Annotated in this window: 14 protein-coding genes and 1 pseudogene; 5 read left to right on the top strand and 10 right to left on the bottom strand. The window is 35.6% G+C overall.

Features of this window, described 5'->3' with window-relative positions; genetic code table 11:
• Window positions 1-155 precede the first annotated feature (155 nt).
• From FC46_RS05870 to FC46_RS05840, 7 genes and pseudogenes are all read right to left on the bottom strand, one after another.
• Window positions 156-1,322, bottom strand: a complete 1,167-nt coding sequence (locus tag FC46_RS05870; protein ID WP_057798779.1) for an MFS transporter — start codon at window positions 1,320-1,322, stop codon at window positions 156-158.
• A 267-nt stretch (window positions 1,323-1,589) separates the two neighbouring features.
• Window positions 1,590-2,213 carry an NUDIX hydrolase N-terminal domain-containing protein gene (locus FC46_RS05865; protein WP_057798777.1) on the bottom strand — a complete coding sequence of 208 codons (624 nt, stop codon included), beginning with the start codon at window positions 2,211-2,213 and terminating at the stop codon, window positions 1,590-1,592.
• A 23-nt stretch (window positions 2,214-2,236) separates the two neighbouring features.
• Window positions 2,237-3,052, bottom strand: coding sequence for a Cof-type HAD-IIB family hydrolase (locus tag FC46_RS05860; protein WP_057798775.1), 816 nt, complete (start codon window positions 3,050-3,052; stop codon window positions 2,237-2,239).
• Window positions 3,053-3,267: 215 nt separating this feature from the next.
• On the bottom strand, window positions 3,268-3,732 hold the full coding sequence (locus FC46_RS05855; RefSeq protein ID WP_057798773.1) for a hypothetical protein: 465 nt from the start codon (window positions 3,730-3,732) through the stop codon (window positions 3,268-3,270).
• A gap of 197 nt (window positions 3,733-3,929) precedes the next feature.
• Entirely contained in the window at window positions 3,930-4,790 is an 861-nt protein-coding gene (locus FC46_RS05850) for an aldo/keto reductase (RefSeq protein WP_057798771.1), read from the bottom strand.
• 181 nt (window positions 4,791-4,971) lie between these two features.
• Complete coding sequence (locus FC46_RS05845; protein WP_057798769.1) at window positions 4,972-5,415, bottom strand: flavodoxin family protein; 444 nt, start codon at window positions 5,413-5,415, stop codon at window positions 4,972-4,974.
• A gap of 179 nt (window positions 5,416-5,594) precedes the next feature.
• Window positions 5,595-7,011, bottom strand: a pseudogene (locus tag FC46_RS05840) (FAD-binding oxidoreductase).
• A gap of 277 nt (window positions 7,012-7,288) precedes the next feature.
• Between FC46_RS05840 and FC46_RS05835 the strand changes: the two are divergent.
• Together FC46_RS05835 and FC46_RS05830 are read left to right on the top strand one after the other, a co-directional pair.
• Complete coding sequence (locus FC46_RS05835) at window positions 7,289-9,148, top strand: glycoside hydrolase family 68 protein (RefSeq protein ID WP_083478021.1); 1,860 nt, start codon at window positions 7,289-7,291, stop codon at window positions 9,146-9,148.
• Between the two features lie 154 nt (window positions 9,149-9,302).
• Window positions 9,303-10,829, top strand: a complete 1,527-nt coding sequence (locus FC46_RS05830) for a YfcC family protein (protein WP_057798767.1) — start codon at window positions 9,303-9,305, stop codon at window positions 10,827-10,829.
• A gap of 43 nt (window positions 10,830-10,872) precedes the next feature.
• Here the strand turns inward: FC46_RS05830 and FC46_RS05825 are convergent, their stop codons facing one another.
• A complete protein-coding gene (locus FC46_RS05825) occupies window positions 10,873-11,520 on the bottom strand; it encodes a Fic family protein (protein ID WP_236702297.1) in 648 nt (215 codons plus the stop codon).
• Between the two features lie 159 nt (window positions 11,521-11,679).
• Window positions 11,680-12,123: a MerR family transcriptional regulator gene (locus tag FC46_RS05820; protein ID WP_057798766.1), complete on the bottom strand. Its 444-nt coding sequence runs from the start codon at window positions 12,121-12,123 to the stop codon at window positions 11,680-11,682.
• A gap of 164 nt (window positions 12,124-12,287) precedes the next feature.
• Here FC46_RS05820 and FC46_RS05815 point away from each other — a divergent pair, with 164 nt between their 5' ends.
• Together FC46_RS05815 and FC46_RS05810 are read left to right on the top strand one after the other, a co-directional pair.
• Window positions 12,288-13,760 (top strand): MDR family MFS transporter, encoded by a 1,473-nt coding sequence (locus tag FC46_RS05815; RefSeq protein ID WP_057798764.1) that lies wholly within the window; start codon window positions 12,288-12,290, stop codon window positions 13,758-13,760.
• Window positions 13,760-14,341, top strand: coding sequence for a DUF4811 domain-containing protein (locus FC46_RS05810; protein WP_057798763.1), 582 nt, complete (start codon window positions 13,760-13,762; stop codon window positions 14,339-14,341). Before FC46_RS05815 ends, FC46_RS05810 begins: the two co-directional genes overlap by 1 nt.
• Before the next feature lie 41 nt (window positions 14,342-14,382).
• Here FC46_RS05810 and FC46_RS05805 read toward each other — a convergent pair whose 3' ends face one another.
• Window positions 14,383-15,837: an SLAP domain-containing protein gene (locus FC46_RS05805; RefSeq protein WP_236702296.1), complete on the bottom strand. Its 1,455-nt coding sequence runs from the start codon at window positions 15,835-15,837 to the stop codon at window positions 14,383-14,385.
• A gap of 181 nt (window positions 15,838-16,018) precedes the next feature.
• Here FC46_RS05805 and FC46_RS05800 point away from each other — a divergent pair, with 181 nt between their 5' ends.
• Window positions 16,019-17,959: a M13 family metallopeptidase gene (locus FC46_RS05800; RefSeq protein WP_057798761.1), complete on the top strand. Its 1,941-nt coding sequence runs from the start codon at window positions 16,019-16,021 to the stop codon at window positions 17,957-17,959.
• The last annotated feature ends 29 nt before the right edge of the window (window positions 17,960-17,988 follow it).

Below are 17,988 nucleotides of genomic sequence, written 5' to 3'. Positions count from 1 at the left end.
AGCACATATCATTGCCGAGCTACTTTTTCAATAGTACTTCAGTTTTTGACGCTTACACTTCACTTCTGAAGACATCGAAAATCATTAAGATAAAAAAAATGTTGATATTTCAATGCATGAAAGCACTGATATATCAACATTTTTCTTTTTATAAATTATTCTACAGAAGCAGTAACTTCTTGTCTTTTTTCTCTAAGAGTAACAAAGATAGCAGCAAAACTCACTACATAAGCGATAATGTTAATCATCCAACCCAGGTTGTAAGAACCAGTCTGGTCAAAGAACATGCCAACAAGATAGACAGATAATGACATTGCGAAGGCACCTAACATATTAATAATTGAGAGGATGTTACTGTAATCGCGGTTGCCGAACTGCTGACGGATTAAGTATGGTAATGCTACTAAGCAGAACCCTTGGCCAAGTCCTAAAATGAATGCGGAAGCAACTAATAACCCGCTAGTCTTAAATACAATGAGTCCGCCCCATCCTAATGCACCAAAAATGGTAAAAGCAAGTAAGACGATTTTTGCATTCAATTTATCCAATAAATAACCGATTGAAATCTTACCAACCGCTGCACCGATCATAACGCCGGAAACTACAGTTGCAGCTTGGACTGGAGAAATACCGATGTTGGTTACGTGACCAGAAATGTGTTGAACACTTCCTGAAACAAATTGCAAAAGAATCATTGCCAATACTAATGCATAGAAGATTGGCTGACGAATTGCTTGTTTCAAAGTTAAACCGGTGATTGCTGCTTCAGCTTTGTCTTCCTTAACTCCGTATGCAGGATGTTTTTCATCAGGTTCTGATTTAATTGAAAGAGCCATTGGAATCAAGAAAATTGCCAAGATAAGACTTTCAGCGATAAATCCTGATCTCCATCCGTTTCTAGTAATAATACCAGCAATAATTGGATTGAAGATTGTTCCACCAAACGCTGATAAACCTAATGAAATACCCATTACAGTACCCAACTTTTGATTAAACCATTTGCTGAGTAGAACAGGAATTGAAATTGTAATTGCGATTGGTTGGCAAATTCCGATCAAAGCCCAAGCTAAATAGAAATGAGTTAAGCTGTTTGCATATGTCATGCTAAACATACTTGCTGCAATAATGATGAAGCAGCCTGTTAATAGCCAGCGCAAGTTAACTTTTTCCATTATTTTTCCTGCGAAAATTAATGAAATTGCGGCCATTAAATTCTGTAAAGTTGTCATCAAAGCAACGCTTGATCTACCAACATGAAATTCATTACTAATTGGACCAAAGAAAAGACCGACTGTATTAACTAGTAAGCCAAACCCAATCATTGAAATGAAACAACAAACAACAAATACCCACCAGGGATAAACTGATTTTTTACTAAACACTTCTTTTCCAACTTTCTAATTTTTTACCTTACTAATTATATTTGAAAAAGTTCGGGAAAAAGATTAAGAAAGTTTAAATGTTAAAAAGTTAACAAAGTGTTATTAAAGATTTACTTCTTGAGCTATTTGGTAGTTCCGCGAATATAAGTATAAATCCTGCAAAAAGAAAAAGATAATCAACATTTTACGCCAATTATCTTCTTATAATTAATCAAAAATAGTTTGCCAGTTAGGATCTTTTGAAGCACGATAACACATTTCAATCTGTTCAGGAGTGTTACGATCAATTGATAGCTTTGGAAGATTATCTAAAGCAAAATAACGACAATCGCTAGTTTCATCATTTGCTTCAAATTCTCCACCAAAAACTTTGCATAAGTAGATAGCCTTCATAATCCCTGTGGCTAAAATAGGTTTGTTGTGTTTGTTACGGTCTTGCAAAGCAACTAACTTGATGGGCTCCACATCGCGGCCAGACTCTTCTTTTGCTTCTTTGATACAGTTTTCTTTAGTTGATAAGTTGGCATCACACCAGCCACCTGGCATTGACCAATCATCCGTTAACTTTTCATGAACTAAGAGAATCTTATCATTCTTAAAGATAGCAGCCCGAGTTTCAATCTTGGGTGTTTGATAACCTTCGTCGCCGCAAAATAAAGTCTTGATCTGTTCTTCTGGAATTCCGGTTCTTGCTGCCATCATTTGGGCCGCGATTTCACGAATCTGCTGATAGCGTTCCTTATCAAAAACATCATGACCGTACTTCAACCCATTTTGTGCAATACTTTGTAATTCCACTGCCCAATCAGTAAATTGATCGTTAGTTTTCATATTTTACACCCTTCACAAGAGAATTATTTATCTTCAGCCAAGTACTTTTGCAAAACCTTGAAGACACCATTTTCAGTATTTGCAGGTGCAACAAATTTGGCATGTTTCTTAACTTCTTCCATACCATTAGCCATGGCGTATGAATACTTAGCAAACTGCAACATTGCAATATCATTACCACCATCACCAAAAGCGATTAAATCATCGCCGGTCATGTTCATCTGTTCAAGTAGGCGTTTAAGGCCAGCACCTTTATTAATACCTTGAACATTGACATCGATAGCAGTATTTGCTGAACCAAATGCAGAAATCTTGTTTTCGTACTTATTGTTAAAATCATCTTCAATTGCCTTAGCATATTTTCTATCTAAGTCAAAGGTGATTTGAAAGATGTCTTCTTCTGGCATGTCGTTCCAGTTATCAACTTCAGCACTACGACCAGCAAAATAGGCTAAAAAGTCACGTTCCTCTTTTGGTACATCAGTCTTTAAGTAAGCAATATCTTTTTCAAAGACCATAGTTGCACGTGTTCCATATTTTTCACGAACGTCTTTGATTAAATTCAAGACATCTTGGCGCTCCATTGGATAACCAGCTGCATCTTTACCTTTAATAATTAATCTTGATCCATTTAAAGATACAAAGTCAATTCTGTTGGCAAATTCACCAAAATCCTGTTCTAAACGAGCATATGGTCTACCCGAAGCAACAATGAATTGTACATTTCTTTTTTCGAATTCTGTTAAGATCTGATCAAATTCTTCGTGATTAAATTGCTTTCTATCGTCTAAAAATGTACCGTCCATATCAACGGCAACTGCTTTAAATGGTAATGTCATTCCTAAATTTTCTCCTAACAAAAATATTCAATATATCTATTTTATCCTAAAAATAAAAGAATGCCTGGAGAAATTTTCTTCAAGCATTCTTTATTTAGATTATTGTTTTGTATTTATTTGAGGGGGATGAAATAGAGAATATTATGAAAACTAAGTTTGAGATTAATGTTTATTTTTGAGCATCAAAGTCCATGATTGCTGAAGCATAACCTTCTTCACTCGTTTTTACTCGGCTCTTTTTCTACTTTAATTTCTAAATACTTGTGACTACTGTCAAAATCAGGTCTAAATAATTCTTTTGCTGACAAAATTTTAGTTTTCATCCATTCATTACTTTCAAATTCTTCACCAGAATATGGCAGATAGATATCATAACTTTCACCGTTAATGGTTAAATTGATGTCAACAATATCGTTATAAGTTATGATACGCTCACCTAACATCATTGGCTTGCCATCTTTAGTAATCTGCATAGTTTCTATTTTATTGATTTGGTCATAGTCCAAAAGCATATAGAATGAATCACATGTCTGTGTTGTTTCAATGCCGTAATCACTTTGATACCTAATATCCGTTTTTATACCTTTAAAATTAAAAGTCTTGATATCATCCATTGGCAATTCAATTGCTTCACAGGTTTCAAAAACTAAATGAACTTTCTGAGTTTGGTATTGGTTCATGATTTTTTCTTTCTAAATTCATTTTTTAATTATCTACCAAAACCATATCTTATTTTTGTGAAAAATGCTATTAAAAATGCTTGATCTATGTTAAATAAATCAAGCATTTTTTCAATCAGATAAATTTTAATAAAAGCTAGGCTTTTCCCATGTAGTTGCTACTAAAATTGTAAACTTTATTCTTCTTCCTATAAAAATTAGTTACGTAAAGCCTTTAAACTTGCGCCAAAAATATTTTCAATTGCATTTGGATCACGGTGATCGAAGAATTGGCTTTCGTTTCTGTCTAATTCTGCCATCTTTTTCATGTCATCATCACTTAATTCAAAATCAAAAACATCGAAATTTTCTTCCATTCTATTTTTGTGAACTGATTTCGGAATTACAACAATGTCTCTTTGCATTAACCAACGTAAAATAACTTGACCATTAGCCTTACCATATTTCTTACCAATTTCAGCAATAGTTTCGTTGGTAAAGAGGTTGTGTTTACCTTCAGCGAATGGTGCCCATGCTTCAGTCACAATGTCTTCCTTATCATTAAATTTAACTTCGCTCTTTTCTTGGAACCAAGGTGAAACTTCAATTTGGTTAACAGCAGGCTTAACGTTGCTCATTAATTCAAGATTCTTAAGTTGATCTGGAGCAAAGTTTGAAACACCGATTGATTTAATCTTTCCTTCCTTTTGAGCTTCTTCAAGTGCACGCCAAGCACCTGCCACATCACCGTAAGGTTGGTGTAATAAGTAAAGATCGATGTAGCCGGTATTAAGTTTCTTCAATGAATCTTCGATACCTTCTTTTGCTTTTTCATAAGTAAAATGATCAACCCAGAGCTTTGAAGTTACGAAGAACTCTTTACGATTAATACCAGATTTGTTAATTGCCTTACCTACTGCTTCCTCGTTTGCGTAAGCGGCTGCGGTGTCAAACAAACGGTAGCCAACTTCAATTGCATCGCTCACAGCTTGTTCAGCGACTTTCAAATCTGGAACTTGGAACACACCAAATCCAAGTTGTGGCATCTTATTTCCGTCATTTAAAATTTTGTATTGCATAGATTTCCTCCTAAAAATAATGCTTAATTTCTCGTTTCTCTACAGTTATTAATATAATACTGAAATTAGATTGAAAGAATTACCAAACGAGTATGCTGTAATACGCTTCCCGTATAGTACTAATGTCGTGATTTACCCAACAAAAAAAGATAGAACTTTTTCATTTAAGTTGATTTTTAAATTATTTTCTAATTAAATCCGATACATCAGAAACACGATTGAAGACCTTAACAACATTTAGATCTTTTGCCCATTTCTTAAAGACGTTGGCATAATCACCTGCGGTCCCTGCATCAGTGTAAAAGCTTGCTACTTCACCTTTGAAGTCTTGAATTTGATTTAAGAAAGTATATATAGGTGTTGCGGGTTTACCTCCCCAGACAGGACTACCTACTAAGATTAAATCATAATCATTTGGATCAAAATCCATCTTGTTAATCTCTGGATAATTATTTTCAGCAATTTGTTTCTTAGAAATGTCAAATGTTCCATACATGTCTTCACTAAATGTGCCTGCTGGAACTTTAATTTCAATTTCGGTATTTGCTGGAATTTCTCTTGCGATTTCATCAGCTAAGCGTTTAGTATTGCCTGACCATGAGTAATAAGTGATTAAAACCTTCATTTTTTCTCCTTTCAAATTATGTTTTTTTCTTAAGCCACCTAATACTATAAGCGGGTTTGATCCAGATTGAAATTGAAAAAAAGGTATAGGCTTATACATCAGACGTATACTAACTAAAAAATCTTATTACAGCAGTAAAAAGCCACGCAAGAAAGCGTGGCTTGGAGTTTTATTCAAAATTATTTTTCTGGAAAAATCTTATCTGGATTAATGACATAATTTGCGGACATAATTTGGATCAAATAGTTCTTTCACTTTTCTGAGTAATTCAGTGTAATCTTCACCATAGAAATCTTCGTAAAAGTCTTTTCTGGCGTAGCCAATCCCGTGCTCACCTGACATATTACCGTCCAATTCCTTAGCGGTCTTGTAAAGTTCAGAAATAACCTTCTGCCCCTTCTTTTCAAATTCTTCCTTGCTATCACTATCTGAGCAAAGGTAAATATGCAAATTACCATCTCCTGCATGACCGAAGTTAGGAATTCTCATGCCAACTTCCTTTTCAAGCTCTTCAATACGATCAAGAACAATAGGAATCTTATTAATTGGCACACAAATATCAACTTCATCCATCATTGGGGTTGATTTTTGAATTGCTAGCAGAAGTTCTTCTCTTGCTTTCCAAATAAGTTCTGCGGTGTCACTATCTGCATCAAGTACAATTGCATCTGAAGCATCTAGTTTCTTTGTTTCTTCAATAATCTGATCAAGTTCGGCTTGAATTTCACTCTTAGTAAAGGCGTCAAGACCCAGAATGATAAAACCGTTCCCTTCTTTAATTGGGAATTCTTGGTTAGCGTACTTTTCCCACAAGTTCAATACTTCGCGTCCCATGAATTCTACCGTAGTTGGAACAACACCAGAGGCTAAGATCACTGGTACTGATTTGATTGCATGTTTTAAATCTGGAAATGGGATAATAGCGTTGATACTTTCTTTTGGCTTTGGATATAATCGTACCATTACTTCGGTGACAACACCTAAGGTGCCTTCTGATCCGATAATTAAATCTTTAATTGAATAACCAGATGAAGATTTAACTGCTTTTGAGCCAAATTTGTAGAGCCTACCATTTGTTAAAACAACTTTCAATTCGCGAATATGTTCACGAGTCACACCATATTTAATTGCTTTAAGTCCACCAGCATTGGTATTAACGTTACCGCCAATTGTTGCCCAATGCATGGCTGGTGCTGGCATGTAAACAAATGGCTTATCAGCTAAAAATTCTTGAATATCTTTTAATCTGATTCCTGCTTGAACTGTCATAGTTAAACTATCTGGATCATATTCAAGAATCTTGTTCATTTTAACCATATCAAGTGAGATTCCACCGTCAATAGTTAAGTTTGCGCCCATTAATCCAGTTGAGTTTCCTCTTGGAGTTAATGGAATATGGTGATCACTAGCATATTTCACCACATTTTGTACTTCTTCATTAGTTACGGGTTGAATAACTAGATCTGGCATTGCACGAACAGTTTTGAATTGATCATGATCCCAGTGCTCGGTTGGGTGAGTGATAAAACGCTCATCATCTGGGATAAATTTATGAAGTTCTTTGAGGTCTTCTTTACTAATTTTATTGTAATTCATGGTACGTCCTTTCTTTTTGAAAGCGTTATTTTGATAATTTAATTATATTCTTGCGTTTTAATACTTGTCAAATATAGTAATATTAAATAACTGGTATCATAATATCTATTAGACAAATGGCTTAATAATAATAATTTTTTGTTACGAGCTAATTTATGGCTATTCTTTTAATTACATTGTTTATTTTTTCTGAAAAAAATCTTGACAATGACTATTTAGGCTGGTATTGTAGGAATATTTAGAAAAAATCAAAAATAGAAACAGAGAATATACAATTATGAATAAGAAGAAAACCTTAGTCACCCTGTTATCAGCAAGTACATTGCTTGCCTTGTCTTTAACGTTAACTAACTCTACTGTTCACGCTGCAGATACTACTGAACAGAATTCTCAAGTTAACAATGTAAATCAAACTACTAGCAACATTGATTCAAATTCTACTAACTCTTCAAACAATATTAATCAAAATAATGACCTTGAATTAAGAACTGAAAATGCACTTCGCGCTGCCAATATTGCTCGCAGTTCTTTAACTCAAGAACAAATTTCAAACTTAAGTAAGATCAATTACGATACAAATAGTAAAAGTAAGACTGGTACTATTTTTACTTATGATCAATACCGTCAAGTTGCCCAAAACACGATCAACCGCGATTCTAGATACAGTGTTCCCTTCTTCAATGCTAAGAAGATGAAGAACATGCCAGCTACGTACACTCGTGATGCGCAAACCGGCAAGAAAGCTAAACTAGATATCTGGGATACTTGGGTTGTTCAAGATGAAAAAACTGGCCAAGTTGTTAACTACAACGGCTATCAACTTGCTATCGCTATGATGGGTATTCCAAGAAAGAACGATTCTCACATCTACCTTTTATACAACAAGTACGGTGATAACGAGCTCAAGAATTGGAAAACTGCCGGTCCAATTTTCGGCTTTGGTGCTAGTCCACTTGATCAAGAATGGTCTGGCTCAGCTACTGTAAACAAAGATGGCAGTATTCAACTATTCTATACTGACGTTGATACTCGTGAAGGTACAAACCACCAGAAGATTTCTACTGTAAATCTTGGTTTAGAAATTAAAGATGGTAAAGTTAGAATTGCTCGCCGTTCAAATCGTCACGTAATTTTTGAAGGTGATGGCTACTACTACCAAACTTACAGCCAATGGAAGTCAACAAATAAAGGTGCTGACAATATTGCCATGCGTGATGCTCATGTCATTCAAGTTGATGGCAAGCGCTACTTAGTCTTCGAAGCTTCAACTGGTACTCAAAACTACCAAGGTAAAGATCAAATTTACAACTGGCAAAATTATGGCGGTACTGATGCCCAAGCAATTAAGGACTTCCTTGATATTACCGGTGATGAAGATATGACCAGTCGTGCATCATGGGGTAACGCTGCAATTGGTGTTATTAGTTTGACTGATGATGAAAATAATCCTCAGCTTGACGATGTTTACACTCCATTAGTTACTTCTCCAATGGTTAGTGACGAAATCGAAAGACCAAATGTAATCAAGTTAAATGGTAAGTACTACTTATTTGCTACAACCAGATTGAACCGTGGTACTGGTAATGACTTATGGCTTGAAGCTAACAAGAAGATTGGTGACAATGTTGGTCTCCTTGGCTGGGTTTCAGATGATTTGCTATCTGGATACAAACCATTGAATGGTAATGCTGATGTTTTGAATTGTAGTGTTCCATTCAATTGGAGAACTGCAACTTATTCATACTACCCAGTTCCTGTTCCTGGACGTGATGATCTTGTTTTAGTAACTTCATACATGACTAACCGTGGTTATGCGGCTGGTTCTGGCAAGCGTTCTACCCTTGCCCCATCATTCTTAGTAAGAATCAATTCCGATGATACTACTGAAGTATTGGATGTTGTTACTAACCAAGGCGATTGGATTTATGATGAAACAAGTAGCAATCAAGATTTACTTGCAAGTAATATTAATGAGGCTCGTTTAAAGGGCGAACCTGATGCTCCTAAAGATGGCGTACTCAGAAAGCTCTTCAAAAAACAAAATAAGGCTAAGAAAAACGTCAAGAAACTAACTAAAAAACAAAAGAATAAAAAGTCAGTCAATAAAGTAAAAAAGCCTGCTAAGAGACATCATTAAACTAAGTAATCCCTCCTCTATTTTGAGTTGGGATTATTTTTTGTTTTAATTTCAGAAAACAATGTCAAAATAATTATTAATATGAAAAGAATTAACTTATAGGGCTATAATAAAAGTATAGAAATCGTTTTCATCAGTTAGGGGTGTGATCTAAATGAAAACGAAGAAGAAACATCAATTTCCGACAGCCTATACTGTTATTATCATCGTTTTGTTGTTAGTTCAGCTATTATCTTTTCTAATTCCTGCTGGTAATTATGCCACATTAGCTTATAACAGCTCTGATAAAGAGTTCGTAATCACCGAACCGAGTGGCAAAACCAAAAAAGAGCCTGCAACTCAACAGACTTTGAAAAAATATGATGTTCATATTTCGGTTAATAAATTCAAAAATGGAACAATTTACAAGCCAGTTGCGATTCCAAATTCTTACCAAAGGATCGATCAAAAAAAGCCAAACTTGTATCAAGCCGTTGTTCAATTTTTCACTGCTCAAATTCAAGGAATTGCACAAAGTATTGATATCATCGCCTTTGTTTTGATTCTTGGTGGATGTATCGGTGTAGTTCACGCTAACGGTGCAATTAACTCAGGGATGCAAGCTCTATCAAAGAAAATCCAAGGTAAACAAGTTTTATTAATCGTACTCGTGATGGGATTAATTTCTCTGGGTGGTACTACCTTTGGACTTGCTGAAGAAACAATGGCTATGTACCCAATCCTTATTCCAGTCTTCTTGATGGCAGGATACGACACGATGACAGTTCTCGGAACGATCTTTTTGGGAACCAGTATCGGTTCGATGATTTCAACAATTAATCCTTTCTCAACGATTATTGCTTCTAATACTGCCGGTGTTAACTTTGCTCATGCACTTCCTTTCAGAGCAACGTTATGGGCAATTGGCACAATCATTGGCATGATTTATGTAATTGTTTATGCCGAAAAAGTTCGTAAGGATCCAACAAAATCAGTAGTTTATGATCAATATGAATCGGATAGAAAGAAATTTTTGGATGAAGCAGATTTGAATAAGCCAGCTAACTTTACTTGGCAACAAAAATTAACCTTAATTATTTTCGCAGTTGCCTTCATTGTTATGATCTGGGGTGTTCAACAAAAAGGTTGGTACTTCACAGAAATTTCCGTTGTCTTCCTGGCAGCTGGATACCTAATGGCTATCTTTTCAGGTTTGTCAGAACATAAGGTGGTTCAAGCATTTGTTGGCGGAGCAGCTGACCTATTAGGCGTTGCTTTGACAATTGGCTTAGCTAGAGCAGTTTCAATTGTTATGGAAGAAAGTCATACAAGTGACACAATTATGCACTTCTTTAGTCAACAAGTTGCAGGAATGCCGCCACTTCTATTCATTTGGTTCTTATTCATTGTCTACATTATTTTAGGCTTTTTCATTCAGTCATCATCCGGTTTGGCCGTACTTTCAATGCCAATTATGGCGCCATTAGCTAACGTTGTTGGAATTGATCGGGCGAGTGTGATTGATGCATATAATTTAGGCCAAGGTTTCATTTCATTAATTGCACCAACTGGATTAATTTTAATGAGTTTGATGATGGTTGGTATTGATTTTGACAAGTGGTTTAAATGGTGTTGGAAACTCCTGGTCATCGAATTTGTCATGATTCTTATTGCATTGGGAGTTGGCTTGGTGATTTATTAGAAGAGTTTAGATATTTAAAAAGATCTCGAAATCGAGGTCTTTTTTATTTAAAATCATCTAGTCTGGTTAATTTTTCTGCATTCTTTCGTTCATTTTCTATACGTTTTAACAATTGTAGTCGTTCTTGCAACTCCGCAGTTTCATATTCAACCACTAAATTAATAAACTCTTTGTCATTCCCAGTTGTCTGTGCAACTTGTAAATCGTTCATATAAGCATTTCTGCAATCCTTGTCAGGCTGAATATTAATGATTAAATAGCCATGTTTAATCAACTCAAAATCCATTAACAAACGAGCTGTTCTACCGTTTCCATCTCTAAAGGGATGAATTGTAACAAACTTCAAATGTAAAAGGGCAGCAATTTTGACCGGATGATCTTTCCCTTCAACTGATTTATACCAGGTAATCAAATCATGCATTTTTTCAGGAATTTCTGCTGGTTCAGCATAATGAACATCGGGAACTCCATTTGGCCAGACGGGAATCTGACGATATTGTCCTGCAATAGCTCGTTTATTAGGATCATCTGAATAAGTTACTAAACGGTTAATATCACGAATTGCAATTTCATCAAGTGGGATTTTTCCTAAAGCTAACTCTTGGATATAATCATATGCCCTGCTCAAATCTAGTGCAGCAAGATAATCAGCAAATGGTTTGCCATGAACGGTTAATCCTGTTTCTAACAACTCCGCAGTTTCATATTTTGTTAAAGAGCTACCTTCTATTGCGTTTGACGATCAAATATGATCATATTTCTTTTTCAATTGCTTGAACTTCTTCTTTAGATAAAGTACGAAAAGTATTTATTTCGTCAAGTAATTTAGATAAATCGTCAAAATTCATTTTTATTTTTCTTTCACTTCAAAGTGCCGACCATTTTCATCAATAATTCCTAGAATGCGAAGCGCTGGATGATTTTCAGATTCCTTTAGATCTAATTCAATCTTTCCGTAGCCTTTATCAGCATCAATAATTTCAATGTCATCAAATGCACTACCAATCAATTCGCGAGCAATTCTTGATCTTGCGCGAGCTTCTTTAGAATTCTTCACTGCTGCATCCAGTGTATAACCTTTATCAAGTTGGTCTTTAATAAAAGCAATCAAATAAACTGTTGCCAAACTATAATGGCGAACACCAGATTTTTCATCAATTGGTTTAATGTAGCCTTTTTGTTCCCAATATCTAAGCTGACGTTGAGAAACGCCTAAACTACTACTTACTCCACCAATTCCAATTTCTAGATTTTGAAAAAGTTGACGAAGTCGTTCATCTCTTCTTGGTTCCATGGTTAATTTACCTCACTATTTGTTATCTAAATTATATTAGGTGATGTCATATTTTTCAACTTGCATGTAAAATTATATATCACCTTTGTAAGATTATTTGACATCGATGAAAATGAGGTTTATATTAGTTACCGATCTAAAAAATTGAAAAAGGAGGCCCGCACATGAATAAACAACCAATTGATATTCATGGCAAACAATACAATCGTAATCTATTAGTACTAGTATTGATCATCGGTTCATTTTGTACTGTTTTAAACGGTACACTCTTATCCACCGCCTTACCTTCAATTATGAAGGATTTCAACATTAGTACTGCCACAGCAGAATGGCTTTCAACTGCTTTTTTATTAGTTAACGGGGTAATGATTCCTATTTCTGCTTGGTTAATTAACCGTTTTGGCTCAAGAAAGATGTACCTAACAGCAATGTCGACGTTCTTCATTGGAACTGTCACTGCAGCTGTTGCGCCTAACTTCCAAGTGCTGTTAACAGGAAGAATCATTCAAGGATTAGGTGTTGGAGTTACCATGCCGCTACTTCAGACAATCATGTTGTCAATCTTCCCTGCTGATAAACGTGGTGCAGCCATGGGAACTGTCGGTATTGTTATTGGACTGGCGCCTGCAATCGGACCTACTTTATCTGGTTGGGTAGTTGATAATCTATCCTGGCGCTACCTCTTCAGCATTATCGCGCCTATTGCAGGAATTGTAATTTTAATGGCGTTCTTCTTAGTAAAAGACGTTCTGCCAACCAAAGACGAAAAGATCGATGTCTTTTCAGTTGCTACTTCAACCATCGGATTTGGGTCCCTTCTATATGGTTTTTCAGAAGCTGGTAACAAAGGTTGGACTAATCCTGAAATTTTGGCTTTCATCTTCGTCGGAATTGTCTTTGTAATTTTATTTGGAATTCGTCAATTGAAGATGGATGATCCATTTCTTGATATTTCTGTTTTTAAACATTTTGAATTCACACTTGCGGCAGTTCTTTCAGGTGTAACCAACCTTGCAATGGTTGGGATTGAAATGGTGTTGCCACTTTATATTCAAAATTTGCGCGGTGAGTCGGCTTTCCACTCAGGATTAATCCTTTTGCCTGGGGCTTTGATGATCGGGATCATGTCTCCAATAACTGGCCGCCTGTTTGACCGCTATGGTGCAAGACAAATGGCTATTACTGGGATGACTCTTCTTACTTTGGGAACCGTCCCATTCATGTTCTTAACTGAAAACAGTTCATTCTTGATGATCATCATCTTGTACGCAATCAGAATGGTTGGGGTCGCATTAGTTATGATGAACGTTACTACTTCAGGGATGAATTCACTGCCACTTGATAAAATTTCTCACGGTACTGCTGTTAACAATACTTTCAGACAAGTTTTATCATCAATCGGTACTGCGATCCTGGTTTCAGTCTTAACCACAACCACTAATAACAATATGCCAACTAAGTCCTTGCTTAAGACCATGCCACTTCAATACAGAGATGGAGCAATTAACGCAACACTTGACGGTTTCCATGCCGCATTTGCAATTAGTGTTCTCTTTGCATTCGTTGCCTTAATCCTTTCATTCTTCTTGAAGAAAGGCAACCGTGCTCGTGAAGCTTCAGAGGGGGTAGATCGTTAATGATTTTAATTATATTAATTTTGGCTGTTATTGCCTTCATTTACTTCAATGTTATCCCTAAAAAAGGCCACAGACCTCTTGCCCTCATTTCATTAATCATCGCTTCACTAAGTGTAGCTGGAATAGTTGCTCATGATTACAATCATTTTGGGATGAAAACTGAGACGACAACGGTAAGAAAAAATCTTGTTTCTTCTGCCGCTCCACAATTCCCCGTTCTTCTATATCAGCCTCTTGGAAATGGTACAGAAAAGATTTACTTATATAAGACAAATAACGCTGCCAAAAAGCCAACGCCTATCAAGACTGATAAATCTCATACTAGTGTTAAAACTGCTACTAAAGCTTCAGTAAAGATTAGTACTGAACGTTATGTATTCAGTAATGAATTTGATCACTTTTTGTTCGGCTGGTTTGGTCACAATAATGAATTGAAACATCGTGAATATACCTTTAATGTGCCAAAGAATTGGAAAGTTTTGTCAATCAAAGAAGCTAAGGCACTTCAGAAGAAAATGGCTAAGCAAGCTGCAATGATGAAACGAATGCAACAGCAAAGAAAAGCAGAAATGAATAAATAAATTGAAAAACGTGATGCGCTTCTAAAATGCATCACGTTTTTTTATCTATTTTCGGCAAAATCACTGGTCTTCATTGTTTCTGAAGAAATGATTTTATTATTTTCAAGTGTATTTGTGATAGTCAAGGTAAAGCTATTATCATTACCCTTTTCAAATCTAGCACTACCATACAGACTCTCTGTATCAGTGTACTTCGAATATACATTAATTACGAGCAGATTAATTGCCAACTTTTCGTTTGAAGTCAACTTATTTATGTTGTTTACCTTAACTTTGGCACCATCGAGTTCATTTTCATAAGTCTTAAGATTCCAGATTAAGTATTTTGCTTCAGCAGTAGACATTAACTTACGCGAATTTGTTTCTGTTTGTGCAAGCTTGACTGCTTGATCATAATTAAATCTCTTGTTAAAACTGGACAACTTATATTTAACCGAATCCTGGACTGTAGCTGCTTTATTGATTAAATCTTTCAAATCTGCTTCTTCCAATTCGGTAAGTGCAATCTTATTATTGTTTTCTGCTTCGTCTGCAGTGTTGATTGGTTTTAATCTTTCACCACCTGCAAAATCAACGTCGCTTGCCTTTACAAAGCTATCTCCAACGTTAACAGTATTTATTTTAATTACCTCAGGAAAACCAGGTGAAGTCTTCAAATTAGCCATCTTTTGATAGTGATCAGTCAAGTGATAATATAATTCACTCTTTTGTGTCTTATCATTATATAAGTACATCGCACCATTAACACTTAAATCTGTTTTATCACCCCAAGCATAATTACTTGGAGTGGACTCTTCACCATCAAACGAATAAGTTGGAATACTATTCTTATTTGTTTGAACGATCATTTGATTGCGTTCACAATAATTGATATCAGCAATATTTTGTCTTGGAGTTACATCTTTTGCCCAAATATAGTAGTCAGTTCCTTTAATATGGTAGGCAGATGGAAAACTGTTGGCCAGCACATCCATGCCACCTAATTGATCCACCGTTAATTTAGTACTTTTTTGATAAAATTTACCAGTAGTTAAAGCTCGGTTCTTAGAAGCCATGAACAATTGTTGCGTTTTTCTCTTCACAACAACAGTTGTTTGTTTAACAAATAGACTGCTTCCATCAATTGTATCGACGTTTGCTGTCTTAATATATTGGTTTTTACCAATTTGGAAGTAGTTATTGCCTTTAATACGGATCGTCTTTAATTGGAGTTTATCACTGGTTGAGTATTTTTGATAAAAATAAAGGTTATCTGCATCATTGTTGACAGTAGGCTTACCTACATACTTAACTGATGCGCCTTCACGCAGAAGCTGACCAGTACGCTTACCGGTTTTTGTATAAACATATGAATTATGGTTGAGTGTTAGTTTACCCTTCATGCTTTTCTTCACTACATAACTAGTTGCAGCTGAAACATTGTTACTTAAGCCTACTATTGGGGTAAGAAGCAATAAAGAAGTAGCCGAAATCATCAAAATTTTCTTGTATTTCATTTTTATCCTCTTTTTCTATGTTGAACACGTTTTCATTATATCAGAAGCACGTTGGGCAAAAAAGTTAGATGACTTGCTATGATTTTGCTTTAAATAATATTTCCAACTTAGTCATTTACTCATATTTTTAACAATAGTATAATTTCATTGACGGATTTTAATAGACAGAAAGGCATAATTTATGAACCAAGTTAAAAAAGTACGTGGTGGCATTGGTGATATTACTAAAGCCGATCCAAATGCTCGTATTCAAGATAATCTTTATTTAGCAGTCAACTCAGATTGGATCCTAAAATCAAAAATTCCGGCTGATCGTCCTGCAATCAGTGTTTTCTCAGATATTGATATTAAAATCGAAAAAGATTTGATGCGCGACTTAGCTAATTTTGCTGATAATAAAGAGCAATTGCCAGATATTCCTAACTTTGATAAAGCAGTTGCAATTTATCGATTAGCCAGAGATTTTGATAAAAGAAATTCGGATGGCGCAAACCCAATTAAAGATGATTTAAGTATTCTAACAGCCTTGAAGGATTTAAATGAGTTAAATTGGAAGCTTCCATTTTTATATCTACGCTTTACTCTCCCATTCAATTTCTTCGTTGAAGCAGATCGAAAAAATACCAAAGTAAATGTGCTCCACTTTGACCGTCCTGATCTTATCTTGCCAGATACTACTTCATACCAGAACGATGGCGCTGAAAAGTTATTAGACATTTGGAAAGAGCAAAGTATCGATTTATTAACTAAAGCTGGTCTTGAACAAGATCAAGCTGAAAAATACGCCATCGACGCTATCAACTTTGACGCTAAAATTGTTAAAGTTGCTAAATCGGCTGAAGAGCGTGCTGATGATGTTGCTTTGTACAACCCTGTCGCAATTTCAGACTTTGAAGAAAAGACTAAAACTGTTGATTTTGACCAATTCTTTGACAAGAGTTTTGAAAAGAAACCTGAACGTGTAATTGTTTACGAACCACGCTTCTTAGATAATTTTATAGATTTATTTAATGAAGATAACTTTGGCGAAATTAAAGCTTGGATTATTACAAACTTTATTAACGCTAACGCTGGTTACTTGTCACAGGAATTCCGTGAAGCTGCCTTCCCGTTCATACAAGCTTTATATGGTCAAAAAGAACTCCCTTCTCAAGAAAGGTCTGCATATTTAATTGCTAACCAGGCTATGTCAGAAATAGTTGGAATTTACTATGGTAAGACCTACTTTGGTGAAACTGCTAAAGCTGACGTTGAAGACATGATCAGAAAGATGATCGCAGTTTATGAAAAGCGGATTAAGTCCAATGATTGGTTATCTGAAGAAACTAAAAAGAAGGCTATTACAAAATTAAATGCACTTATTTTGAAGATTGGCTATCCCGAAAAAGCTGATCATATTTATGACTTAATAAAGTTTAATGAAGACACAAGTTTATATGTCAACCTCGCTGCTCAAAAAGCAATTGCTGTACAATATGAATTTGCAAAATTATTTAAGCCAGTTGATCGCGGCGAATGGGCAATGCCAGGTAATTTGATTAATGCCTGCTACGATCCACAAAGAAACGATATCACCTTCCCTGCCGCAATTTTACAAAAACCGTTCTACAGTGTTGATCAAGATCGCTCATCTAACTATGGTGGGATTGGTGTTGTTATCGCTCACGAAATTTCGCACGCTTTTGACAACAACGGTGCTAACTATGATGAATTCGGTAATATGAAGAATTGGTGGACCAAGCAAGATTATGCCGAATTCAAGAAGAGAATTAAGCAAGAAGCCGAATTATTCGACGGCATTGTTTATGGGCCAGTTAAGTTGAACGGTAAGCAAACAGTTAGTGAAAACATTGCTGATCAAGGTGGTGTTACTGCGGCTGTTGAAGCAAACAAGGGTGAAAATGGTGATATGCAAGACTTGTTCAAAAACTATGCACGAATTTGGGCAAGTAAAGAAACACCTGAAATTATCAAAACAGTTTTAGCTTTTGATGTTCACGCCCCAGGTCCTGAACGTGTAAATGTTCAAGCTCAATGTCAAGAAGAATTTTACAAGGCGTTTAATGTTAAGCCAACTGACGGAATGTGGCTTGATCCTGATAAGCGCGTTATTATTTGGTAGAAATTGAATATATGCAAAAAAAATCGCCA

The sequence above is a fragment of the Lactobacillus kalixensis DSM 16043 genome, assembly GCF_001434335.1.
Classification (GTDB): Bacteria; Bacillota; Bacilli; order Lactobacillales; family Lactobacillaceae; genus Lactobacillus; species Lactobacillus kalixensis.
Note: the sequence above shows the minus strand (reverse complement) of the source record. Positions and strands in the feature narration are given on the sequence as shown.

Coding starts and splice junctions, on each gene's coding strand:
- FC46_RS05855 (WP_057798773.1), bottom strand. CDS start 3,732: ATGAACCAATACCAAACTCAGAAAGTTCATTTAGTTTTTGAAACCTGT.
- FC46_RS05835 (WP_083478021.1), top strand. CDS start 7,289: ATGAATAAGAAGAAAACCTTAGTCACCCTGTTATCAGCAAGTACATTG.
- FC46_RS05870 (WP_057798779.1), bottom strand. CDS start 1,322: ATGATTGGGTTTGGCTTACTAGTTAATACAGTCGGTCTTTTCTTTGGT.
- FC46_RS05820 (WP_057798766.1), bottom strand. CDS start 12,123: ATGGAACCAAGAAGAGATGAACGACTTCGTCAACTTTTTCAAAATCTA.
- FC46_RS05805 (WP_236702296.1), bottom strand. CDS start 15,837: ATGAAATACAAGAAAATTTTGATGATTTCGGCTACTTCTTTATTGCTT.
- FC46_RS05810 (WP_057798763.1), top strand. CDS start 13,760: ATGATTTTAATTATATTAATTTTGGCTGTTATTGCCTTCATTTACTTC.
- FC46_RS05815 (WP_057798764.1), top strand. CDS start 12,288: ATGAATAAACAACCAATTGATATTCATGGCAAACAATACAATCGTAAT.
- FC46_RS05830 (WP_057798767.1), top strand. CDS start 9,303: ATGAAAACGAAGAAGAAACATCAATTTCCGACAGCCTATACTGTTATT.
- FC46_RS05850 (WP_057798771.1), bottom strand. CDS start 4,790: ATGCAATACAAAATTTTAAATGACGGAAATAAGATGCCACAACTTGGA.
- FC46_RS05860 (WP_057798775.1), bottom strand. CDS start 3,052: ATGACATTACCATTTAAAGCAGTTGCCGTTGATATGGACGGTACATTT.
- FC46_RS05845 (WP_057798769.1), bottom strand. CDS start 5,415: ATGAAGGTTTTAATCACTTATTACTCATGGTCAGGCAATACTAAACGC.
- FC46_RS05865 (WP_057798777.1), bottom strand. CDS start 2,213: ATGAAAACTAACGATCAATTTACTGATTGGGCAGTGGAATTACAAAGT.
- FC46_RS05800 (WP_057798761.1), top strand. CDS start 16,019: ATGAACCAAGTTAAAAAAGTACGTGGTGGCATTGGTGATATTACTAAA.